At 37.8% G+C, this 23029-nt stretch carries 20 protein-coding genes; 7 read left to right on the top strand and 13 right to left on the bottom strand.

Going from position 1 to position 23029, the window contains the following annotated elements:
- Positions 1–60: 60 nt before the first annotated feature.
- A complete protein-coding gene (locus tag PWU04_RS05830; RefSeq protein WP_274474934.1) occupies positions 61–1125 on the bottom strand; it encodes an anhydro-N-acetylmuramic acid kinase in 1065 nt (354 codons plus the stop codon).
- Between the two features lie 99 nt (positions 1126–1224).
- On the opposite strand from PWU04_RS05830, the gene PWU04_RS05835 reads away from it, so the two are divergent.
- Positions 1225–2367: an acyl-CoA dehydrogenase gene (locus tag PWU04_RS05835; protein ID WP_274474935.1), complete on the top strand. Its 1143-nt coding sequence runs from the start codon at positions 1225–1227 to the stop codon at positions 2365–2367.
- Between the two features lie 93 nt (positions 2368–2460).
- On the opposite strand, the gene PWU04_RS05840 is transcribed toward PWU04_RS05835, so the two are convergent.
- From PWU04_RS05840 to PWU04_RS05880, 9 genes are all read right to left on the bottom strand, one after another.
- Positions 2461–2652: a hypothetical protein gene (locus PWU04_RS05840; protein WP_274474937.1), complete on the bottom strand. Its 192-nt coding sequence runs from the start codon at positions 2650–2652 to the stop codon at positions 2461–2463.
- A 72-nt stretch (positions 2653–2724) separates the two neighbouring features.
- Entirely contained in the window at positions 2725–3642 is a 918-nt protein-coding gene (locus PWU04_RS05845) for a retroviral-like aspartic protease family protein (RefSeq protein WP_274474938.1), read from the bottom strand.
- Between the two features lie 202 nt (positions 3643–3844).
- On the bottom strand, positions 3845–6004 hold the full coding sequence (locus PWU04_RS05850; protein ID WP_274474939.1) for a prolyl oligopeptidase family serine peptidase: 2160 nt from the start codon (positions 6002–6004) through the stop codon (positions 3845–3847).
- An 86-nt stretch (positions 6005–6090) separates the two neighbouring features.
- Positions 6091–8106, bottom strand: a complete 2016-nt coding sequence (locus PWU04_RS05855) for an FG-GAP-like repeat-containing protein (RefSeq protein WP_274474941.1) — start codon at positions 8104–8106, stop codon at positions 6091–6093.
- 22 nt (positions 8107–8128) lie between these two features.
- Complete coding sequence (locus PWU04_RS05860; RefSeq protein WP_274474942.1) at positions 8129–9493, bottom strand: Ig-like domain-containing protein; 1365 nt, start codon at positions 9491–9493, stop codon at positions 8129–8131.
- Positions 9494–9594: 101 nt separating this feature from the next.
- Positions 9595–10584, bottom strand: coding sequence for an aspartate-semialdehyde dehydrogenase (locus PWU04_RS05865; RefSeq protein ID WP_274474943.1), 990 nt, complete (start codon positions 10582–10584; stop codon positions 9595–9597).
- A 114-nt stretch (positions 10585–10698) separates the two neighbouring features.
- A complete protein-coding gene (mscL, locus tag PWU04_RS05870) occupies positions 10699–11109 on the bottom strand; it encodes a large-conductance mechanosensitive channel protein MscL (protein ID WP_274474944.1) in 411 nt (136 codons plus the stop codon).
- Positions 11110–11184: 75 nt separating this feature from the next.
- Positions 11185–12291 carry an alanine racemase gene (alr, locus tag PWU04_RS05875; protein ID WP_274475027.1) on the bottom strand — a complete coding sequence of 369 codons (1107 nt, stop codon included), beginning with the start codon at positions 12289–12291 and terminating at the stop codon, positions 11185–11187.
- Position 12292: 1 nt separating this feature from the next.
- Positions 12293–12931 (bottom strand): thymidine kinase, encoded by a 639-nt coding sequence (locus PWU04_RS05880; RefSeq protein ID WP_274474945.1) that lies wholly within the window; start codon positions 12929–12931, stop codon positions 12293–12295.
- A gap of 102 nt (positions 12932–13033) precedes the next feature.
- Here PWU04_RS05880 and PWU04_RS05885 point away from each other — a divergent pair, with 102 nt between their 5' ends.
- A complete protein-coding gene (locus PWU04_RS05885; RefSeq protein ID WP_274474947.1) occupies positions 13034–13771 on the top strand; it encodes a hypothetical protein in 738 nt (245 codons plus the stop codon).
- A gap of 2 nt (positions 13772–13773) precedes the next feature.
- Here the strand turns inward: PWU04_RS05885 and PWU04_RS05890 are convergent, their stop codons facing one another.
- Positions 13774–17181, bottom strand: coding sequence for a DUF7933 domain-containing protein (locus PWU04_RS05890; RefSeq protein WP_274474949.1), 3408 nt, complete (start codon positions 17179–17181; stop codon positions 13774–13776).
- A gap of 76 nt (positions 17182–17257) precedes the next feature.
- On the opposite strand from PWU04_RS05890, the gene rsmI reads away from it, so the two are divergent.
- From rsmI to PWU04_RS05905, 3 genes are all read left to right on the top strand, one after another.
- Entirely contained in the window at positions 17258–17926 is a 669-nt protein-coding gene (rsmI, locus tag PWU04_RS05895; RefSeq protein WP_274474950.1) for a 16S rRNA (cytidine(1402)-2'-O)-methyltransferase, read from the top strand.
- A gap of 107 nt (positions 17927–18033) precedes the next feature.
- Positions 18034–18585 carry a peroxiredoxin family protein gene (locus tag PWU04_RS05900; protein WP_274474951.1) on the top strand — a complete coding sequence of 184 codons (552 nt, stop codon included), beginning with the start codon at positions 18034–18036 and terminating at the stop codon, positions 18583–18585.
- Complete coding sequence (locus tag PWU04_RS05905) at positions 18563–19027, top strand: protein-disulfide reductase DsbD domain-containing protein (protein WP_274474952.1); 465 nt, start codon at positions 18563–18565, stop codon at positions 19025–19027. The genes PWU04_RS05900 and PWU04_RS05905 overlap by 23 nt, the downstream gene beginning before the upstream one ends.
- A 67-nt stretch (positions 19028–19094) precedes the next feature.
- On the opposite strand, the gene PWU04_RS05910 is transcribed toward PWU04_RS05905, so the two are convergent.
- Together PWU04_RS05910 and PWU04_RS05915 are read right to left on the bottom strand one after the other, a co-directional pair.
- Positions 19095–20039: a carboxypeptidase-like regulatory domain-containing protein gene (locus tag PWU04_RS05910; protein WP_274474953.1), complete on the bottom strand. Its 945-nt coding sequence runs from the start codon at positions 20037–20039 to the stop codon at positions 19095–19097.
- A 93-nt stretch (positions 20040–20132) separates the two neighbouring features.
- Positions 20133–20723 carry a carboxymuconolactone decarboxylase family protein gene (locus PWU04_RS05915; RefSeq protein ID WP_274474954.1) on the bottom strand — a complete coding sequence of 197 codons (591 nt, stop codon included), beginning with the start codon at positions 20721–20723 and terminating at the stop codon, positions 20133–20135.
- A gap of 67 nt (positions 20724–20790) precedes the next feature.
- Between PWU04_RS05915 and PWU04_RS05920 the strand changes: the two genes are divergently transcribed.
- Together PWU04_RS05920 and recJ are read left to right on the top strand one after the other, a co-directional pair.
- Complete coding sequence (locus tag PWU04_RS05920) at positions 20791–21213, top strand: OsmC family protein (protein ID WP_274474955.1); 423 nt, start codon at positions 20791–20793, stop codon at positions 21211–21213.
- 93 nt (positions 21214–21306) lie between these two features.
- Positions 21307–23001: a single-stranded-DNA-specific exonuclease RecJ gene (gene recJ / locus PWU04_RS05925; RefSeq protein WP_274474957.1), complete on the top strand. Its 1695-nt coding sequence runs from the start codon at positions 21307–21309 to the stop codon at positions 22999–23001.
- The last annotated feature ends 28 nt before the right edge of the window (positions 23002–23029 follow it).

Genomic DNA, 23029 nt, shown 5'->3' on the forward strand with positions numbered 1-23029 from the left:
TTTTGAAATGCCAACAAATATAAAAAACAATACAGGGTTTCTTATCTATTTGTGTATTTTTTAAAGCATATAGATCTTGCCTGAACTGTGATTTTTATTAGCCCCTGTTACACTGCTTAAACAATTAATCTCATTTCTCAACCTCAATAACCCCAAAAACGCAAAGATCAAGGCCTCTTTAAACTCAACTATTTTTGATGAGGGGACAACTACCTCAACCTCTGTTAACTCCTGAATTAACCCTATTAAAAAAGCATTGTAAGCACCTCCCCCCGTAACTAGCATCTTAGCTTGATTATTTTTTTTCAATTGATTGCTAATCTGAACAGCAATGTGCATAGTAAATGTTGCCAAAACTTCTTCTGCAGATAGATTGAATTCATCAATAAGCGGAAATATCATTTCCTGTACCCATTCAAATCCCAGCGATTTTGGTGGACTTAGATTGTAAAAACCCAAAGCATTAAGGGACTTAAGCAGTTCTTCATTAACTTGATTTTTTGAGGCTATAGCTCCACTTTCATCGTATGGTAATCCAAGCAGATTAGCATAATGATTCAAAACAATATTTACCGGACAGATATCGAAGGCTGTCCTATCCCCTTCTTTTTCCAAAGAAATATTTGCAAAACCACCTAAATTAAGGCAATAATCATATTCAGAAAACAGCAACCTGTCTCCAATAGGTACCAAAGGCGCACCCTGACCACCCATAGCAACGTCTTGAACTCTAAAATCACAAACTACTATTTGATTAATAAGTTTAGACAAAATGGGTAAGTTTCCTATTTGGTAGGTCAACCCATTTTCAGGTCTATGCAAAGCTGTATGACCATGCGAACAAACCCCATCTAACTTTTTTATACCATGCTCATTAATAAATGTATTAATTATGGTAGCTAAGTATTCTGTGTAATCACGGTCTGTTTCAACTAATTTTTCTTTAGTGTACTTGGTAAGCTTCGATAACCGTTCTTTCCATTCTTTTGGATAAGGAATGGTTTCGGCCTCTAAAATAGTAAAGCTCCAAGCCGTTTGCTTTTTAAAAGCTACATGTGCCAGATCAATACCGTCTAAGGAAGTCCCTGACATTACGCCAATAAGGTTATAATGGGTTTTCAACATAAGGGGTAAAATTAGCCATCCTAATTTAAAAAAGTGCCAATAAAGGGTTATCTTTGGGCGCATTTTTATCATTTTTTTTAAAACTATTAAACTGTAGACATGGATTTTAATCTAACAGAAGAGCATATTATGATTCGTGATGCGGCACGTGATTTTGCCCAAAACGAATTACTACCAGGCGTAATTGAGCGCGACGAGAAACAAGAGTTCCCACATGAACAAATCAAGAAAATGGGTGAACTAGGATTTTTAGGAATGATGGTTGACCCTAAGTACGGAGGGAGTGGCCTTGATACCGTATCGTACGTGTTGGCTATGGAAGAAATCTCGAAGGTAGATGCTTCTGCATCTGTTGTAATGTCTGTAAACAACTCTTTGGTATGTTGGGGGCTTGAGACTTTTGGGTCTGAAGAGCAAAAACAAAAATATTTAACCAAGTTAGCTACAGGAGAATCAATCGGTGCTTTCTGTTTAAGTGAGCCAGAAGCGGGAAGTGATGCAACTTCTCAGAAAACAACTGCTATCGACAAAGGTGACCACTACCTATTAAACGGTACTAAAAACTGGATCACCAATGGTAGTACTGCTGATTTTTACCTGGTAATTGCCCAAACCGATGTAGAGAAAAAGCACAAAGGAATCAACGCTTTTATTGTTGAAAAAGGTTGGGAAGGTTTTGAAATTGGAGCTAAAGAACAAAAGTTGGGTATTAGAGGTAGCGATACACACTCTTTAATGTTTACCGATGTTAAGGTTCCTAAAGAAAACCGTATTGGTGAAGATGGTTTTGGATTCAAATTTGCTATGAAAACCCTTTCAGGTGGACGTATTGGTATCGCCTCTCAAGCATTGGGTATTGCATCTGGAGCTTACGAATTAGCAAAAGAGTACTCTAAAGTACGTAAGGCTTTCGGAACTGAAATTTGCAACCATCAAGCCATCGCCTTTAAATTGGCTGATATGGCAACTGAAATTGAAGCTGCCAGAATGCTATGCTTAAAAGCTGCTTGGGACAAAGACAACAAAAACAACTACGATATGAGTGGTGCTATGGCAAAACTATATGCTTCACAAGTAGCAATGGACACTACTGTTGAGGCCGTTCAAATTCACGGTGGAAACGGATACGTAAAAGAATATCATGTAGAGCGTTTAATGCGTGACGCTAAAATTACTCAGATTTATGAAGGAACTTCTGAAATTCAAAAAATCGTAATTTCAAGAGGCGTTCTTAGAGACTAAATTACTGAGTTATAAATCAACTTTACATTACCCGGAGCAATGCGTTGCTTCGGGTTTTTTTATTGGAAATTTTCAGGAAGGAAATTGCATAAACTACCCTTCAAAATACATATAAAACAGAATACCTATGACGAAAAACAACAATCCAAACACCAATAGTACGAGTCGTGCTTTTCTTTGGGTTGGCGATAGCTGAGACCAAGATTGATTCTCCTTTTTACTAATTATGAAAACAACTAGAAAAATGGTTACTATGGCAATAATAACGGGAAAAAAAGTTTTCATCGACTTTAATTTTAAAAATCGGTTAAGTCGGCTGGGGAATAAATGTCGTGTAATCTCATATAAAGTTAACACTTATTTTCCTATGTATTGGTCATTTTTAAAAATGCCCGCATAGGCTTGCCCATCGTATGTAACAAACTTTCCTCTTCCACTACATTTGCCATTCACAAAAGAGCCTTCATACCTGTTACCATTTGGCCAAATATAGGTTCCTCTACCATTAAAATTCCCTTCAATAAACTGACCTTCATACTTCTCATCATTAAAATACTGCAGTCGGCCCAACCCATGGTATTCTCCATTTTTAAACTCACCTACATATATGTTTCCATTTGAGAAAATTAAAACACCTTTACCATTAAACTCATCGTCTTTAAACTGACCAGCGTATTGCATATCCGAACCAAAGTACTGTTTGCCATTTCCGTAACGCATACCGTTCTCAAACTCACCTTCGTATGTACTCCCATCGGAATAAACAAACTTACCACTACCATTTACACAGTCGCCCCAAACACAGCCGTATTCTTTTACATTGTCATTGTGGCTGTTTAATATTGTGAGTTTACCTTTGTCATAGTCAAATTGAAAAGACCCAAGTTTGCTCAATGCCGATTGCCCCAAAAGCAACGGTGCATTTGGGCTATGAATTATACTAGCCTTAACATTATAAAGGTGATACCCTGCAATCTCAATATGCCTCAGAATTGCGAGCGTTCCTTCTTGAAATTTTCCATTTGCGATCTGATATTTGGTAGATCCAAAAATATCGTCAAGGGATAAATATCCGTTTTTGATCATAAATACCGCTTCAGTTGTTGAAAGTGTAACGTCTGATGCTCCCGTATCGAAAACAAAGGACATATTCAGTCCGTTTACATTACACGGTATTTTATAGGTTCCATTATTTTTTTCCAAGACAATAGAAGTCTGGGAAAAAGCTAATTGGGAAAGACCAAACCACAAAAGAAGCAGGGAGACCTTTTTCATGATTTAAAATTTTCTAGAGTTATACTCTATTTTTGATGGTTTAACTTTATATTGTTAAAGCCTCTTTTTTAGATTGTTACAAACCCAATATATAACTTTCTAAAGGCAACTATTATAAAAATCGATGAATATACTTACAATTTCGGTAAACGTAAAAAGCCACACTTTCAGTTGGCATTTTTTGCTTTTCAAAGAGGTTAATTTACCCTTTAATATCTTCCTTGGTTTTTCCAGGCAATACTTTAAATCCCATATTGTAAAGTGTAAAACCAAATATATCAGCATATTGCTCAATGGTTTTACTAATAGGTGTACCTGCACCGTGCCCTGCATCAGTTTCTATTCTAATCAATGTTGGGTTATCTCCCATCTGCTTACTCTGTAATTCTGCAGCAAACTTAAAACTATGGGCTGGCACTACACGGTCGTCATGATCACCAGTGGTAACCAAAGTAGCGGGGTACTCTACACCTGCCTTTACATTATGTACAGGTGAATATCCTTTAAGGTACTCAAACATCTCTTTGCTGTCTTCCGCTGTTCCATAGTCGTATGCCCATCCTGCACCAGCAGTAAAGGTATGATAACGCAACATATCCATAACGCCTACTGCAGGTAAAGCCACACTCATAAGGTCTGGACGCTGTGTCATTGTAGCTCCGACCAAAAGTCCTCCATTGGACCCTCCTCTAATCGCCAAATATTCAGAAGAGGTATACTTGCTTTCTATCAAGTATTCTGCAGCAGCGATAAAATCATCAAATACATTTTGCTTTTGGGTTTTAGTTCCTGCATCGTGCCATTCTTTTCCATACTCTCCCCCTCCACGAAGGTTTGGCACAGCATATACACCTCCGTGTTCCATCCAAACGGCATTGGCAACACTAAAAGATGGCGTCAAGGAAACATTGAAACCTCCGTATCCATATAAAATGGTCGGATTCTTTCCGTCAAGCTCCAATCCCTTTTTGTAAGTTATCATCATAGGAACCTTTGTCCCGTCTTTTGAATTGTAAAACACCTGTTTGCTTTCATAGTCATCAGGATTGAAATTCACTTTTGGTTTTTTATAAACAGAAGAAACACCACTTTCCGGGTTAAAACTGTAAATCGTTGAAGGTGTCTTATAATTTGTAAATGAGAAATAAAGCTCCTTATCTTCTTTCTTTCCTGAAAATCCCGAAGCAGATCCCTGACCAGGAAGTGAAATCTCACGAACCTTGTTTCCTTCGTAATCATACTGATTAACCTGCGATAGAGCATCTACCATATATAATGCGAAAATGTAACCAGCTCCTTTTGTTACATTAAGCACATGATCTGTTTCTGGAATAAAGTCAACCCAATTATCTGGGGTTGGGTCTTTAGCATCTACAATAACAACTCTATTGTTGGCTGCATTTAAATTAGTAACTAAGTAAAGCTTATCTCCAACATTGTCAAGCAAACTAGTATTGCTATCCGTATGCTCCAAAATAGAAACCAAAGGACTATTCTCTTTTGTCAAGTCTTTTATGAATAGTTTATTCCCAGAGGTAGAAACTCTTGGTGATAGCAGAAGGTAATGATTGTCCTCGGTTACATGCGCATAGATATAACGGTGTTTTTCGTCCTCAGTCCCTCCATAAATCAAAGTATCTTCACTTTGAGGTGTTCCTAATTTATGATAGTACACTTTATGCTGGTCTGTTTTTGCCGAAAGTTCACTCCCCTCTGGCTTGTCGTAACTGGAATAGAAAAACCCTTCGTTAGCTTTCCAGGCAATTTGGGTAAACTTAATATCTACCAAGGTGTCTTCTACTATGGTTTTATTTTCTGTATCCATCACCAGCAACTTTCTCCAATCACTACCTCCTTCTGAAATAGTATAGGCGGCAAGTTTCCCGTTTTCAGAAAACTGAATCTGCCCTAGAGAAGTCGTCCCGTCTTGACTAAACGTGTTAGGATCTAAGAACACTTCCTCTGCACCATCCTTACCTTTTTTACGGTAAAGCACAGATTGATTTTGCAGTCCATTATTTTTGTAGAAGTAGGTATAATCACCTTCATTAAAAGGAGCACCTATACGCTCATAATTCCACATTTCCTTTAATTCTTTTTCAAGCTCTTTTCTGTATGGAATCTTATCTAAATAAGCGTAAGTCGCTTGGTTTTGTCGTTTAACCCAATCTTCGGTTTCTGAACTACGGTCGTCTTCCAACCATCTATATGGATCTTTTACCTGTTCCCCAAAATAAGTGTCTGTTGTATCTACTGTTTTAGTGTCGGGATACTGCGATGTCATTGTTTTTTGTTCAGTGTTTTCCTGTTTGCACGCCACTAAGGCCAATGCCAAAAAAACGTTGGTTGCTAATAGTTTCATAAGGTTATTTTATGTAAGGCTATCAAAATTAACCAAAAAAGCCCCAACAGTATCATGCCAGGGCTCTTTTATCATTTATTTAGTAATTATTGTTTTACAAATTTTTGGATGTGTGATTTTCCCTTTTCTTCCAATCGCAACAAATAAATACCGGACTGTAAATTGGAAACATCTAATTTATTATCGCTCAACTTTAAGTTTAAAACACGTTTCCCTCTAATATCAAAAACCGAAGCGACCTTACCCGAAAGATTTTTTGTCGAATTAATAAAAAGCGTCTCACTAGCAGGGTTTGGATATACAGTAACCTGACTCAATTCTCGATCTTCAACCGACAATGTTTGTCCTTCGGTGATAGTAAGTACAGAATTGATTGATGGATTAAGAATGTTATCTACTGTTCCAGAAGGCCAGTATACCACTATATTGGTAATGGCTGTTTGAGAACCCAAGCCAAAATGGGTGTTAAGGGTGCTCATATACCTAAATCCATCGCCACTTCTTACATCTCTAATTTGGGTTCCACCAGCAGTATAAAGCTCTATTCTTGCTCCAATTCCATTTTTATTACTCAATGTTCCAATAGTATTAATAGTAATCCAATTGTTATCATTACCATTATTCATATAAATCGTGTTAGAAGAAAAACAATCTATAAAGCCATCGTTATTAAGGTCTCCAAAAGCTCCATTATTAGAATTCAAAACATTTTCATAAACATTAAATGTCAAATCCCCATTCCCAACAAGAATATTTCCATTAGAATAAATATCAAGATTACCATCATTATCAAAATCGTAAGTTACGTTTTCTATACCTGTTGCTGTTAAAGTTTCTATTCCAGAACCGGCAGTAACCTCAATAAAATTCCCATTTCCATCATTCTCCATGAGTTTGTGCGTCCCAGAACTTGCTCCCACAAACACATCCATGTCCCCGTCATTATCGAAATCTCCCCAGGCTGACGACCAGGTCTGCATAGGGTCAGCCAAACCTATATCAGCACCTACTTCTGTAAAATTCCCATCCCCTTCGTTACGATGCATCTGATTTGTTCTTCGGGCAACTTCACCACCACATTTAGCAATAAACATGTCCAAATCATGATCATTATCATAATCTACCCAAATAGATCCATAATTTCCTCCTGAAGGATAAATCCCCAAACCATTGGGAACCCCATTTACATCTTCCCCTTGATGAAAAACTAAATTGCCACTCCCATCGTTGATATAATAGACATTAGGTGCTACATCATGACAAACAAACGCATCTAAATGTCCATCGTTATTAATGTCAATAAAATTAGAGCGCTGTGAAAACACATAATTGCTACTAGAAATCTCCGTAAAGGAAGTTCCATCTTCATTTGCCTTCATAAAAGTCACGCCACTACCACTACCGTAAAGCAGGTCGTTATAACCATTCCCATCAAAATCACCAGCAGCCATACTCCAGCCTGGTGTATAATCGGCTTGTGTAGTAGTTATGTTCGTTGAAGTAAATCCGCCTCCAACGTTTTGATGGTGAATATTAATATTGGTCGCAGTTACAGAAACAATATCATCGAGAAAATCGGCATTCATATCCACTACTGCCCTAAAGGTACCGTTAGTACTTAATGCCTGATTTTCAAATGTAATAGGGGCAGTTCCTTGTGGTTCTGATTCCGTTAGCTGGAAATCAAAACCGACATTGCTCCAATAATCATCAAAGGCAATATAATAAGTTTGTCCTGCATAAGCCTCAAATGTAACCTCGGAAAGGAAACCATCTCCAGAGTCATCATCACCAGCTATACAACTTAAGCTTCCACATGTTCCAGAGTAAACATGTATTCGTGTATCTCCTCCTGAGTTTTGAGACAAACTTGTTGACACAATCACAGAATGGTCTTGGTTTGCTGTATAGGTATACCATTCTCCTGCAGTTACTTGGTTTGATCCACTTGTCATGCATACAGGACCCGGAACTTGGCTTCCATTTACTTGAGCAACCGTATATGTTCCTGCTGTTATAATTAAAGCATTACTACATGTGTCTTGTGCATTACACACCCAAGCCAAACAGCTCAGTAATAATGGTAAAGTAATTTTTTTCATTGGTTAGTTGGTTTTTTGTTGATTAATCACAGGAAGTTGTTAAGCTATTTATCCATGATTCTATAAGGGAAACACCCTCTTCATGAACCATGGTGCGCCCCATTAACGGCATGCGGTATTCTTCATCATTTGTAGACATCCTAAAATGAAGCACACTACGGCCAATGTTGGCTGGTTGAACAATATGTGTATATGGCTCTATAGTCGTATCTGGATCGACACAAACACCAAGATTAACTTCATCATCACTTTCATTAAAAGCAAATCGAATTGGTCTGTAATCGCAATGCCTTAAATCGGAATGACAATGAGCACAATTGATATCAAGATAAGAACGCGCCCTTAAATCCAATGGTTGGGATTGGTCTTCCCAGTTTACAAGACTTTCAATTGTTTGAGGCAGATTGTTTTCCAGATACCCGAAAGCAACCAATTTTTCCAATTGATTCAAACTACCATCCGAATAAGGATAATCCCAATTAATGTTTTGAGGCTTTATCCCAATAGGTATACTATTCGCGCCTGATTTATGGCAAGTAAAACACTCCTCTTCTGGTGGTATACGATAGTTAGTGTTTTTAGTCACACCGATTTCCACCCATTCAACAGACGTAAAACCTCCGCTAAGGTCGAGAACAGCTTCTGTTTGGCTATCGTTCCATATATAATTGGCAAATACCCAGGCTCCTTCCTTTTTAATCATCAGTCGGGTTTCTATAATTCGTTTAGTGTTTGATGGTTGCACATTTTCGTAATAAAAATTCTTAATGAGTACAGCGCCATCAGGAAAATCCAAAATACTATGATCGTTGGTATATGTTGCCATACTTCCGCTAGGCATCCAAACAAACCGTTTTTTATGTGCATAATCCGTAAACAACATACTTATTGGCTGATAAGGCAACACTCCATAAGCAGGTTCCATATCTGCCAAATCACCTTCATAGAAATTATAATCTGAAAGATTAGGGAATGGCCATGATTCCAAATCAAATACAACGGGAGAAACAGGGTTTACACTTATGCTCACATTCTCTGTAGCACATTGATTATTAGAAGAACAAATAGTATACTGAAAAGTATCTTCGCCATAATATCCTTGATTAGGAGTATAAACTACTTTATCATCGGATGGATTATCTGGTGTATTATTGGGATCGGAAATTAGTGCTTCTCCATGAGTTGGCATACTAACTGAAAGTATCCCCGAACTTGGCAAATTACTGTCATTAGATAAAACAGAAATCTCTATTGAATTTCCTTGGCTGGTAACAGCAAGGTCTGGCTGGGTTTCAATGTTAAGAGGAGTATAATGGCTTTCATCATCAGAACAGGAGGAAAACAACACCACAGCCATAAAAAAAACAGCTAAGTAATTTTTCTTCATATATGGGAATTAATAGCAAATTAACTCCTAAGATAGAAAAATTCTTAGCTGTCAGGAAATTATGGTATTATATTATTGTTTCTTAATTAAAAAACCAAAGATTAAACAAGATTGTTCTGCACCAAATATTCAGCTATCTGAATAGTATTTGTTGCCGCACCCTTACGTAGGTTATCACTAACAATCCACATATTTACCGTTTTTGGTTGTGATTCATCGCGACGAATTCTTCCAACAAAAACCTCATCTTTACCATTAGCATAAATTGGCATCGGATATGTATTTACATCAATATTATCCTGGACCACAACACCCGGTGTTTCATGAAGCATTTGGCGAACTTGGGAAAGGTCGAAATCATTTTCAAACTCGATATTTACAGATTCGCTATGCCCACCAGCAGTAGGTATTCTTACGGCAGTAGCAGTTACAGCTATAGTATTATCGTCAAGGATTTTTTGGGTCTCGCGAACCAATTTCATCTCTTCTTTAGTATATCCGTTTTCCTCGAACACATCACAATGAGGCAATGCGTTTTGGTGAATTGGATAAGGGTACGCCATTTCTCCCTGTACTCCAGCCATTTCATTTTCCAACTGTTTAACAGCTTTAACACCCGTTCCTGTAATAGACTGATAAGTTGAAACTACAATTCGTTTAATGCCATAGGCTTTATGTAGTGGTGCCAAAGCCATTACCATTTGAATAGTAGAACAGTTTGGGTTGGCAATGATCTTATCTTCTTTTGTTAGCTTATCGGCGTTGATTTCAGGAACAATCAATGGTTTGGTTGGGTCCATTCGCCAAGCTGAAGAATTATCGATTACCGTAGTTCCTGCTTCAGCAAATTTTGGAGCCCATTCCAAAGATGTGCTACCTCCCGCCGAGAACAAAGCAATATCTGGCTGCATAGCTACTGCATCGCTTAATCTTACAACTGTATAGTCTTTACCGTTAAATGAAATGGTCTTTCCTACCGAACGCTCTGATGCAACCGGAATTAAAGTAGTTATAGGAAAATTACGCTCCTTTAAAACCTTTAACATGACCTCGCCAACCATACCAGTGGCGCCAACAACTGCTACTTTCATAGTCTGTAATTAATATTTAGACCACAAAAGTAACTATTAATCAAATCACGAACACAAAAAAAGCCGCTAAAGCATTGCTTAAGCGGCGGTTATTTACATATTTTAACAAGAGTGTTATTTTTTTAACAAATCGCGTATTTCTGTTAAAAGCTCTTCTTGAGTTGGCCCAGATGGCGGGGCCGGTGCTTCCTCTTCTTTTTTCTTGGATTTCTCATAAGCCTTAAGTACCATAAAGATACAGAACCCTATAATTATGAAATCTATGATAACCTGAACAAAACTCCCATAATTTATCGTAACTGCAGGAACAGCTTCTCCAGCAGCATTGGTAGTTGCTTCTTTAAGTACCAGCTTTAAATCCGTAAAATTGACATCACCCAACAATACACCTATTGGAGGCATTAAAATGTCCTTAGTGAATGAGGTTACAATTTTCCCAAAGGCACCACCAATAATTACGGCTGTCGCTAGGTTAATAATGTCCCCCTTCATCAAAAAGGACTTGAAGTCTTTAAAGAATCCCATTATTTTAGTGTTTAGTAAGTTAGTACATTATTAAATGTAGCTAAAAAAGCATTACAACACTATATAGGTTAAGAATTATTTTATAAAAACCCGGTTCACTCTTTGGGATATGGAAGTGATAATTTCATAGGAAATTGTTCCAGCCGATTCGGCTAAATCACTAGCTGTAGGGTGCTCTCCAAATACAACAACCTCATCACCGGCCTTACATGGAATATCTGTAATATCTACCATTACCATATCCATACAAACATTTCCTATAATTGGCGCCTTATGTCCATGAATCGTAACATACCCTTTTCCCAATCCATATTGGCGTCCAAGCCCATCGGCGTGCCCAATGGGAAGAGTAGCCGTGAGTCGTTTACCATCACTTTTAAAGACTCTGTTATAGCCAACAGTATCTCCTTCGCTTAGCTCGTGTACCTGTGAGATTATGGTTTTTAGGGTAGCTATTGGTTTTAATTGAGCATCTGCTTGTGCACTATTTCCAAACCCATATAAACCAATACCTGTACGTATCATCTCGAAATGTGCATCTGGGTAATTTAAAATCCCAGAAGTATTGCACAGATGTCTTAAAGGCTGATATCCCAATTGTGAAGTAATTTTTTCACTAATTACCTTAAAGGTATTTATCTGATTTAAAGTAAAGGCTTTTTCTTTTTCATCTTCACTAGCTGCCAAATGGGAAAATATTGAAACTGCTTTTACAGCTTTTGTTTTCTGTAATGTTTCAACAACAAATTCAACTTCACTTTCATTAAACCCCAATCGGTTCAGCCCCGTATTGAACTTAATGTGCACAGGATAATTGACCTGATTGTTTTCTGTTGCCACTTCGATAAATTTATCCATTACCCATGGGCTATATAAACTGGGCTCCAAGCAGCGATCGATAATAGTTTTAAAATTCACCGATTGCGGATGCAATACCAAAATAGGTTTAGTAATGCCGGCATCACGCAAAGCAACACCTTCATTAGTATAGGCCACAGCAAAATAATCGATATCCAAATCCTGAAGGTGACCCGTGATTACATTGGCATCACTTCCGTAAGCAAAAGCCTTGACCACAGCCATAACTTTTGTTTCCTTATTCAATCGTGATTTTAAGTACTTAAAATTATGAGTCAGATTATTTAGATTGATTTCTAGAACGGTTTCCTGTGCTTGAGCCATACTATTCCTCTTCTTGTTTGGGTTTAATTTCCTCAGCATTTACATCCATTGCATTCACCTTGTCCTTCAGCAAAGCCTTGAAATAGGCAGCCCGACTCAAAGGTTCGTATTCTTCGGTTTCACCCAAAAGCACCAAATCTTCATTCTTTGATTTTCTATAGCTATAGTTAGCCAAATTACCCGTGTGGGTACAAATAGCGTGTACTTTAGTAACGTATTCCGCAGTAGCCATAAGATTGGGCATCGGCCCAAATGGGTTTCCTTTAAAATCCATATCCAAACCCGCAACAATCACACGAACACCCTTATTGGCCAAGTCATTACAAACACGTACAATTTCATCATCAAAAAACTGTGCCTCGTCAATACCAACCACATCACAGCCATCGGCTAAGATAGGAATATTAGCAGCGGCAGGAACAGGTGTGGAGCGAATTTCGTTATCATCATGGGATATGACCATTTCGTCGTCGTAACGAATATCGATAGCCGGTTTGAAGATTTCCACCCGTTGTCTAGCAAATTTGGCCCGTTTTAATCTTCTGATCAACTCCTCTGTTTTACCAGAGAACATCGACCCACAAATGACCTCAATCCAGCCAAATTGTTCTTTATGGTTTACTGTATTTTCGAGAAACATTTTGTAAATTTAGCACTAAAAGTCCAACCTTTAAAGGCTGGTATAAAAGTTGCGTAAAGTTATTAAAAAACAAAAGCATATATTTAGATAAATTTAAAAGTTATGAAGAAGAAATTGGAAGCCGAACTTACCAGTATCGCTCATAGAATACTTAAGCTTAGTGGTAAGGAAGATGTTGATAAAATGTATGAGGAAGTAAGAGCTTTATATGAAAAAATTACTGTTTTAAAGTTTGCAAAAGACCATTTTGATGAAGACCTCCCAACCATTGGCAGTGATACATCTTTCTTTAGCATGCTTGATAAAGCATTTAACAACGATATAAGTGACAATATTGAAATAGAAGACAAAGTTTATGTGAACATGGACGATAATGACGAGGACGATATCATGGAACCTGTTATGGAAAAAATAAAGGATATCGTAGCTCAAATGCCTCAAGAAACGCAACAAATTGACGATTTGTTTGAACGTGTTACAGGTAACAGTCCCTATGAAAAGAATGACTTTGAAGACATCTCTGCCGATTACGACAATATGCCTGTCTTCGAACCAATATCGAAAAGCGAAAAACTCTCCAATGAGAAAAAGTCCCTTAATGATAAGCTAAAAATTGGAGGGCTTCATATTGGGCTAAACGATAAAATCGCATTTATAAAACATCTTTTTGACGGTAACAATGGTGAATACGAACGCGTTATTTCCCAAATTAATACTACAAGTTCACTTGAAGAAGCCCAAAACCTAATTCAGGCAATGGTAAAACCTGAATACGATTGGAGCGACAAAGAAGATTACGAAGCCCGCTTAATGGAAATAATTGAAAGTAGGTTTGAATAAACTTAATAATTCAAATAAACCCAACCAACTACAGGGGACGATATTCCATTAATTACTAGTTCGTAAAAGTATGTTCCTACTGGAAGGAAATTGTCCTTTTTAGGAAACCCTTGGTTAGGTTTTCCATTCCAATTATTGGCATAATCAAAGGTTTCGTAAACTAGATTTCCATAGCGGTTATATACTCTTAGAGTCGTTTCCGGGTATTCTGTAATACAAGGAATTACCAACACATCGTTAAAACCATCGTTGTTAGGGGTTATAGCCTGTGGTACTTGCAAGCAATTGTTCAACTCCACTTCTGCAGAATCACTATTGTTCTCAGGGTCCCTATCCACTTCATTTAATCCATCAAGAATTGCGATATTCAATAAATCCGTTGATGAAATCACCTGTGCTGTTAAGATAAGTGTTTCCGATTGTCCAGCCATGAGTTCATCTATAGCCCAAATGCCAATACCTTCATTATAAACTCCAGAACTAGCTTCGTGATTTACAATTTGGTAGCCTTCAGGCATTTGCTCCAATATTTCAATTGAAGTACCAGAAGTTGTTCCATTGTTTGTAGCTATTATAGTAAAAACAACTTCTTCACCCAATGCTACTTCCTGCGGCGAAACGGTTTTCAAAACTGCTATATCTACATTACTATTGTCAGCCAATATTTCCAATGTGGCATATGCCTGGGAGCTATCTATGTTATTTAAACTAGAAAAATTGTTAACATCATTAATATACAATCCTTCAACAGATGCCGAGACAGGCACTGCAAACGAACAAGAGGAAATCCCATTTGGAATGCTCAGATTAGACACACCTACAAAACCATCACCCGCATTTCCAACAAATTCACACGTACAACCATTGGACTCGGTCCAAAAAGGCTGACCAGTCAACACAATCCCTTCAGGCAAATTATCAGTAAAATTAATATTTGATTGTGCTTCATTTGAATCCACATTAGTAATCGTAAATGTCAGCACGCTTTCTGTATTGGCAGAAATAATATCTGGAGTAAACACTTTCTCAACCTTAGCAGAAATAACCTGAAGATTACTTATGGATAAGTTTGTAATTGGGGACACTTCTTCATTAATCAGCGGGTTTGGAATGGCTTCAACCATATTTGTAAATGCACCACCAAAAGCAGGCGCTATCACAGGTATTTTAATCTGAATAGCAGCACCAGCATCCATTTCTGCAATATTGGCTGTTACAACATTTCCGTTTACCTCAATATTATTTAAACAACTGGCGTTGCCTGAAATAACAGTACAAATGGGCGATCCGTTAATTACAAAAACATCGGCCAAAGTGTCCGTAAAAGTAATATCGAAGGCATTAGAGCTAGTTTCACTATTTGCAATATCGATTACCCAGTTAAGGGTTTCACCAACATTTACTGGATTCACCTCTGGGTAAGTTTGCACCACCAAATCTACACAAGGTGCAAAATAAGATTTCTCTTCAGTATAGCCCGAAGTAAAGTCTCCTGTATAATTAGGGTCTACAATTTCAAAACTAGCAGCATTAACCACATCAATGGGTTCAAACGAACATTCGGGAAACCACTCTATTGTAACCAGAAAAGTCACAGAACTTTGAGCGGAAAGCATCCAATTATCTTCTTCACCAATCTGCCAAAAGTAATCCTCTTCATCATCTTCGGGCTCCCCATCTTGAACTACCCCTATATTCATATCTATTATGGTAGGGCAAGTTGCCGTACCTGTTACATCACTACATTCAACAGAAACCAAACTTGCAGAAGCCAGTTCGTTCTCTCCTGAAGGCATAAAGTCCCTTAAACTTAATTGTAGGTCATCGTCAGAAGTATTTTGAACGTTAATCTCATAAACAATCTCACCCCAATCGGTTGTATTATCCTCTGAGGACCCCTCCGGTAACATTGGGCTTATTTGAGTCTTGCTAATAGTTACTTCTGGTGTTTCTAATTCGCAAGGCGAGCTTATAGGAGGTAATAATAAAAAATCGTCTTCAAAATTATTTGCTGGATTATCATCAACCAATTGAGTATCTAATAAGTTGGTGTTACTCCTTAACTGAACAACTACGGGACTAACATTGTCCGAAGAGCATTCGGGTTCATAAAATTTTACTGTCCAATCAACAGTTACAGTTGAATTTGCTGGCATAACAAAATCAGTGCTTTTCCAAAAATACCCTTCATCCGAAAGCAAGAAGTCATCACACGTTACTGTTCCAGTAGTTGAAGAGCACTGTAACGAAATAATCTCCCAAGTATTTCCAGCTGTATAGTTTTGAACATAAAACCGTGATAGAGCATCAGAAGAACCGGCATTACAATAGGTTGTTTGAAACGATACTACTTCCTCCCAATCTATTGGAGTGTCAACTTCAGGATTAATCTGAATGGTTTCTATACATAAATCCGTAGTATCGCACAATTCAGACTCCAATAACTGAGTCATAACACTATTACTGGAGTTTGAAGACTCGTTTTCATGATCTAAATCCAACTCAATGTAACTATCAACACTTAGGGGAGTTAGCTCTTCTGCACAGGAGGCTTGTAAAAACTGATAGTCTACTTGATAGGTTAAAGAACCACCAGAAACAAACTCCGTGGTTGCATTAAAATTATAAGTAAAGGTAGTTTCGGTACCGTTAACAATCGTAAAACCAAAATCCATAGGGTCTACAATGTTACAATCCATTCCATTACTACCTGACACACAAGTTAAATTCAAGGCTTGCACCACTGGTTTACCATAATAAGAAAGCTGAAGTGATTCCATTTTACCCTCAAATGAATTCAGAGGAAAATCTATAATACTGTTGTTTGTTATGGTAAACTCATAGGTAATAATATCGCCCCAATTAACAATACCTGTTCCTTCTGAAGGTAAAATCTGTGAGTAAGTAACTGAAAAATCAATTAAAGCATCAATAACACCCATTGATATTACAGAAATATTATTTGAAGGATTCGTATCGGTCAGGCCTTCAGGAGTAAAAACCTCAACACTGGTGCCAATAGCACCAACTTCCAACGGTGCTTTTCCTATTAATTTTACCTGTACGGAAGATCCTTGAGGCATATTATCTACACTACCACTCAAAACACCAGTAGTAGACTCAAAATTTGTGACATCACTTGCTCCCGCCAGATTGTTTTGTGATTGGTATGAAATTACCTGAACATCTGTGTCAAAGCTTTGGGAAAATGTTACTCCAGTAACCGCATTACCTGAATTTATTATGGTAATTATATATTGAAACTCCTGATTAATATGAACTTGAGATACTGCTGTTCCACTAATATCCTGAGCTTCCACTAAAATGGAAAGATCGCATGTTTGAGCAGATATCTTAGAAATTAGAAAGCAAGCAAAGAACGTACTCAGAAAAGTGATTTTTTTTAACATATATGGCTGGTTGGTAGATACAAAAGACTAAAGATAAAATAAAAGTTGGTATTTTTGACAGATAATACTTAAGCATATGAAACTGTACTTGGTACCTACCCCAATAGGAAACCTCAACGATATGACCTTTAGGGCAATTGAAGTCCTTAAATCAGTCGATCTTATTCTTGCTGAAGACACACGTACTTCGGGAAAACTACTGAAACATTTCGACATTGCTACCCCTAGCCAATCCCACCATATGCACAATGAGCATAAAACGGTTGCAAGTTTGGTAAACAAACTTAAAAGTGGAATGACCATAGCCTTGATTAGCGATGCTGGAACTCCAGCGATTTCAGATCCTGGCTTTCTTCTTACCAGAGCATGCCTTGAGGAAGGTATAGATGTTGAATGTCTTCCTGGCGCCACCGCTTTTGTTCCGGCTTTAGTAAACTCTGGTTTACCCAATGACAAGTTTGTATTTGAAGGGTTTTTACCGGTTAAGAAAGGACGCCAAACACGGTTAACCCTTTTGGCCGAGGAACCCCGAACCATGATTTTCTACGAAAGCCCACATAAACTTGTAAAAACGCTCACTAATTTCTGTGAATATTTTGGAGAAGACCGTCCGGTATCGGTATCACGGGAACTCACCAAACTCTATGAGGAAACCGTTAGAGGGACTGCCAAAGAAGTCCTTGAGCACTATACGTCCAACCCTCCAAAAGGGGAAATTGTGATAATTGTCGGTGGTAAAAAATAAATTTTTCCAAATAGCAACACACTAACACACCTGTCTTTTTCTCTGATTTACAATCATTTACACAAAATACTGTAACTTTGTTACACATAGTTGTAAATCAAATAATTATGAAACAGGTACTGGTTTATTTTGGGATTATATTTTTCTTCATAGCGTCACTTCAGGCTCAAGAAAGTGAAACAACTTATACGGGTAATCCTGCCCCAGATTTCAGCCTTAATGACCTAAACGGAAACGTTGTTGACATGGCATCCTACCAAGGCCAGTATTTAGTTATCCATATTGCTACAACTTGGTGCCCTTTTTGTAATGCTGAAGCCCCTTATCTCGAAAAATTGGCCAACGAGTATAGGGATAAAAATGTAAAAGTCCTGATTATTGACGTTAAAGAACCTCAATCGCTTGTTAAAGAGAAATTACAGGATCGTTTTAATTTTTCGTTCCCTGTTCTATTGGATGAAGATGGTACTGTAGCTGCAAGTTTTGCTCCTGAGGGAGTGTTGCCCGATTTAGCTAGAGATGAAGTTATGCTGGCATCAAACCTCTTAATCGATCCCGAAGGTAACATCCAATTTCTATCCCTATTGGATTCCAAAAACTTTGATGCCAAATTAGTTTCCTTAAGATCTAAACTTGATGAACTCCTTTCAAAACATTAAACTACTTTTCATAGTCTTTTTTATAAGCATTTCTGCGGTGGCTCAAAACCAGTGGGTCCGTTTAGATGAAACCAATTTCAAACTAGAAGAAGGAAATAACCAGATTGAACTCAAATTTATCATTGACAAGGGATACCACATTCAAGCTAATAAGGAGGTTTTGGAATGGGTAATTCCTACCGTTTTGGAAATGGGAAGAACAAATACCTTTCAAGAGATTTTTATTCAGTTTCCCGAGCCCCACAATTTTTCAATGATGGACATTCCAGAACCTTTAAAGGTATTCTCAAATGAATTGATTATTAAGTTAGACTTTATAAATGCCTCCAACTTAACTACACCAATAAAGTGGAAGGGCTCATTAATGTATCAAGCTTGTAATGATAAACAATGTTTTTATCCTAGGACTTTAGAGTTTATTCTGATTTTAAACCCTGAATAATTTCAACTCTAATATTTCATGTAATTAGTTTCTATTTATATCTACTCTAGTTAATCCCTGCACAAAACTAATATTCAATTTCTATTGTCAAGTCATAAATAAACTCTTTCTCCATTTTCCAATGTTCATCAATATTTACACTTGCTTTATCTGATATACTTTGTTTTAAAGTAAATGAGAAAACACTAGTGGTATCCATAGATATTGGGATATTTTTTACCGCTGCCCCATAACGGTTATAATTATCAACTTCAATCGACTTCATTCTTTTACTAAACTTATACAATGTATCATTAGGATAAAATTCCTCAGACAAAGTTTCAAACGAAACATATATACCTTTTTTATTTAGTTTAAGGTTTTCGTTTGCTATATCAATAATTACAAGCGAAGGACGACCCTCCTTCCGACGGCTGACAATTCCTTTCATTAGGGAATCCTTAAGTCGAGGCGGATTATATTGTTTACTGACCTCATACAGATTAACTCTAAAAGGATAATAACGTCGCTTTTTTGAGCCTAAGCCAGTAGTATTAACCAGAATTTTTTTTATTAATATCTCCTTCTCTAAAGACACACCCTCTGGAAAAGGAATATATGTAAGACACACCTCATTATATGTAAAATCTTTAGGAACAAAAGTATTTGAAAGCATACTTTTCAATTGGCTCCCATTTTTATGCGCCAAAACCCTTACCAATTTCTTTCTAATCAATACCTCATCAAGAGCAGTAATATCTTGTTCCATAAATACAGGAGAATCTAATCTTAAGTCTTTAAAGGAAATGGTTTTGTTTTTATAACCGATACAAGATATTTTTAAAGAGTCAATTGTTCTGGAAGGAAGATCAAAAACTCCTTTCTCATCTGCATTAACCCCTGTTCCATCCATAAAATCAATAGTAGCAAAAGGTATGGGCTCTTTTGTTTTTTCATTTAAGACTTTCAATTGTTGAGCCATTGAAATAGCACTGATAAAAAACATCAAACAGTTAAAGGAAAATTGCTTCATGGTCGTCTAAGGGCGTTCTCGTTTTTAAAGTACTTCTAAAGTCTATTTTCTAACAGCGCAGTGATCTAACGTCTATCATCTAAAATCTCATATCTAAACATGCTTCCCTTTGTTCCACCCATGTTTTCCAAGATACTGTTCACCGCTTTCAACAGCACCATCTTCAATAGAAGTTCCCATACTATCGTTCCAGCGGTTTAAATAGCCAAATAATGAGATTACACCAAGCATCTCCACAATTTCACCTTCGTTCCAATATTGGTACAAGCGTTCCTTAATCTCGGCATCGACCGCATTGGGCACGTGGCTGGCTGCAAGTGAAAAATCGAGTGCTGCACGTTCGGCTTCACTAAAAGCGGGATGGGTACGGTACTCCCAAATGTTGTCCAACTGTTCCTGTTCTGCACCATATCGTTCTGCTGCACGAATAGCATGCGCCTGACAATAGCGACATCCGGTAGCATTACTGCTTACCCAAGCAATCATGCGCTTTAGGGCAGAAGTCACTCGTCCTTCGTTTGCCATAACGGCCTTATTCAAATTGATAAACGCCTTACTAATAGCTGGACGGTGCTGCATGGTCAACACCGAATTGGGACAAAACCCCAAAGTTTCGTTGAAAAATTCTGCTAAGGTTTTGGTTTCAACATCATGGTCAGGCGAAAGAGGATTCACTAATGGCATAGTTTTTATTTTTTTAATGGTATTTTTATAAGATAATTAAGACAGCAAGAAACAAAAAAATATCGATATGGAACATTTAGTAACAACACAGTGGAAAGGCGGTATGCTTTTCGAATCGGACAACCCTAACGGCCACAGCGTAATGATTGATACCCGAGAGGAATTTGGCGGAACCAATAGCGGTCTAAGCCCTAAAGCAATGATGCTTTCATCTTTGGCGGGTTGTACAGGATTGGACGTAGTTTCCGTTCTCAATAAAATGAAAGTGGAATTGGAAAACTTCAAAATAGTTGTAAAAGGAGAGCTTACCGAAGAACACCCGAAATACTACCATACCGTTACGGTAGATTACCATTTTTACGGAAAGGATTTAAGTGAGGAAAAAATCAACAAAGCCGTGAACTTATCCATAGAAAAATATTGCGGTGTAATGGTTATGTTCAGTAAGTTTGCCATGGTGAACACATACGTTCATTTTCACAACAAATAAACTCGTCTCGACTACACCCGACTTGACAATTTAAATGTCAACCTAAGCGCCGTCGAAGGGTTAATTAATTCCCATAAAACATAGAAAGCCTCCATGCGTTGGACCATAAAGCCAAAACCCGATTCTGAAAAAGTAAAACATCTCCAAGACACCCTTCAGGTACCCTCTGTGGTTGCATCCCTTTTAATGCAACGCGGCATAGATAACTTTGAAAGTGCACGGGATTTTTTCAGACCAAGTTTGGATCACCTCCACGATCCGTTTTTAATGAAGGATATGGATAAAGCCGTGGCTCGAATTGAACAGGCTTTAGAAAAAGGAGAACGTATCTTGGTTTATGGTGATTATGATGTTGACGGAACTACTTCGGTATCTTTAATGTCTACCTACCTTAAAACACTTTCGGATGAAGTGGCATCCTATATTCCAGATCGTTATGCTGAAGGTTATGGTATTTCTTATCAAGGAATTGATTTCGCTTACGACAATGAGTTTACACTAATCGTTGCATTGGACTGTGGTATCAAGGCTATTGATAAAATAGCCTATGCCAAAGAAAAAGGCATTGATTTTATTATATGCGATCACCACCGTCCGGGAGATACCATTCCTGATGCGGTAGCCGTACTTGACCCAAAACGGGAAGATTGTAACTATCCTTTTGATGAACTTTGTGGTTGTGGTGTAGGATTCAAACTCATTCAGGCATTGGCTTCTCAAAGAGGGAATTCTGTGGAAACCCTTATACCTTACCTCGATTTGGTTGCTACAGCCATTGGTGCCGATATTGTTCCCATTACGGGGGAAAACAGAATATTGGCCTATCATGGGTTAAAAGTAATTAACAGTAATCCCCGTCCGGGAATACGAGCCATTATAGAGCAAACCAAAAAGGACAAACTCACCATTACCGATGTGGTGTTTATTATTGCTCCTCGTATCAATGCTGCCGGTCGTATGGAACATGCCAATCGCGCTGTAACCCTGCTCACCGAAACCGATTATAATTTGGCCGCGAGCTATGCGGTGGATATAGATTCGTTTAATTCAGACCGCCGTGAAGCCGACCAACAAATTACTGTTGAAGCTTTAGAACAAATTGAAGAGCTCAACGAACAGGAGCGCTATACTACTGTGGTTTATAACGAAAACTGGCATAAAGGCGTTATAGGAATTGTGGCCTCGCGCCTTACCGAAACCTACTACCGCCCTACTCTAGTATTTACCAAGAGTGGTGATAAATTAGCTGCTTCGGCACGATCGGTAAAGGGGTTCGATGTTTATAATGCTTTGGAAGCCTGTAGCGAACACATCGAACAGTTTGGAGGTCATAAATATGCGGCTGGCCTTACCCTACTTCCAGAAAATTACGATGCCTTTAAACAGGCATTTGAGGAGGTTGTAAAAAATACCATTGACGAGCAGTTGCTTACCCCAGAAATAACTGTTGATACCGAAATAAATATTGAAGATATCACGCCTAAATTCTATCGTATTTTAAAGCAGTTTGCACCATTTGGCCCCGGGAATATGTCTCCTGTTTTTATGACGGACGATTTGATTGATACCGGTTATGGCAAATGTGTGGGCGAAGACGATAAACACCTTCGTATTACGGTTACCCAACCCCCAGAATACAATAACCCGTTGGTATGCATTGGTTTTGGATTGGGTGAAAAAGTAAATCTAATAGAAAACAAAGCCCCTTTTAAAGCTGTGTATTCGATTGACGAAAACCATTGGAACGGGAGTGTGAGCTTGCAACTCAAGCTTAAGGATATTAAATAATATTCTTACAAGTCGTGCGTTATCAAAG

Origin of the sequence: Mangrovimonas aestuarii (genome assembly GCF_028767185.1) — a bacterium.
Classification (GTDB): Bacteria; Bacteroidota; Bacteroidia; order Flavobacteriales; family Flavobacteriaceae; genus Mangrovimonas_B; species Mangrovimonas_B aestuarii.

Bases quoted from the DNA above. Each gene is read 5' to 3' on its own strand.
- PWU04_RS05830 (WP_274474934.1), bottom strand. From the start codon at position 1,125: ATGTTGAAAACCCATTATAACCTTATTGGCGTAATGTCAGGGACTTCC.
- PWU04_RS05835 (WP_274474935.1), top strand. From the start codon at position 1,225: ATGGATTTTAATCTAACAGAAGAGCATATTATGATTCGTGATGCGGCA.
- PWU04_RS05840 (WP_274474937.1), bottom strand. From the start codon at position 2,652: ATGAAAACTTTTTTTCCCGTTATTATTGCCATAGTAACCATTTTTCTA.
- PWU04_RS05845 (WP_274474938.1), bottom strand. From the start codon at position 3,642: ATGAAAAAGGTCTCCCTGCTTCTTTTGTGGTTTGGTCTTTCCCAATTA.
- PWU04_RS05850 (WP_274474939.1), bottom strand. From the start codon at position 6,004: ATGAAACTATTAGCAACCAACGTTTTTTTGGCATTGGCCTTAGTGGCG.
- PWU04_RS05855 (WP_274474941.1), bottom strand. From the start codon at position 8,106: ATGAAAAAAATTACTTTACCATTATTACTGAGCTGTTTGGCTTGGGTG.
- PWU04_RS05860 (WP_274474942.1), bottom strand. From the start codon at position 9,493: ATGAAGAAAAATTACTTAGCTGTTTTTTTTATGGCTGTGGTGTTGTTT.
- PWU04_RS05865 (WP_274474943.1), bottom strand. From the start codon at position 10,584: ATGAAAGTAGCAGTTGTTGGCGCCACTGGTATGGTTGGCGAGGTCATG.
- mscL (WP_274474944.1), bottom strand. From the start codon at position 11,109: ATGGGATTCTTTAAAGACTTCAAGTCCTTTTTGATGAAGGGGGACATT.
- alr (WP_274475027.1), bottom strand. From the start codon at position 12,291: ATGGCTCAAGCACAGGAAACCGTTCTAGAAATCAATCTAAATAATCTG.
- PWU04_RS05880 (WP_274474945.1), bottom strand. From the start codon at position 12,931: ATGTTTCTCGAAAATACAGTAAACCATAAAGAACAATTTGGCTGGATT.
- PWU04_RS05885 (WP_274474947.1), top strand. From the start codon at position 13,034: ATGAAGAAGAAATTGGAAGCCGAACTTACCAGTATCGCTCATAGAATA.
- PWU04_RS05890 (WP_274474949.1), bottom strand. From the start codon at position 17,181: ATGTTAAAAAAAATCACTTTTCTGAGTACGTTCTTTGCTTGCTTTCTA.
- rsmI (WP_274474950.1), top strand. From the start codon at position 17,258: ATGAAACTGTACTTGGTACCTACCCCAATAGGAAACCTCAACGATATG.
- PWU04_RS05900 (WP_274474951.1), top strand. From the start codon at position 18,034: ATGAAACAGGTACTGGTTTATTTTGGGATTATATTTTTCTTCATAGCG.
- PWU04_RS05905 (WP_274474952.1), top strand. From the start codon at position 18,563: ATGAACTCCTTTCAAAACATTAAACTACTTTTCATAGTCTTTTTTATA.
- PWU04_RS05910 (WP_274474953.1), bottom strand. From the start codon at position 20,039: ATGAAGCAATTTTCCTTTAACTGTTTGATGTTTTTTATCAGTGCTATT.
- PWU04_RS05915 (WP_274474954.1), bottom strand. From the start codon at position 20,723: ATGCCATTAGTGAATCCTCTTTCGCCTGACCATGATGTTGAAACCAAA.
- PWU04_RS05920 (WP_274474955.1), top strand. From the start codon at position 20,791: ATGGAACATTTAGTAACAACACAGTGGAAAGGCGGTATGCTTTTCGAA.
- recJ (WP_274474957.1), top strand. From the start codon at position 21,307: ATGCGTTGGACCATAAAGCCAAAACCCGATTCTGAAAAAGTAAAACAT.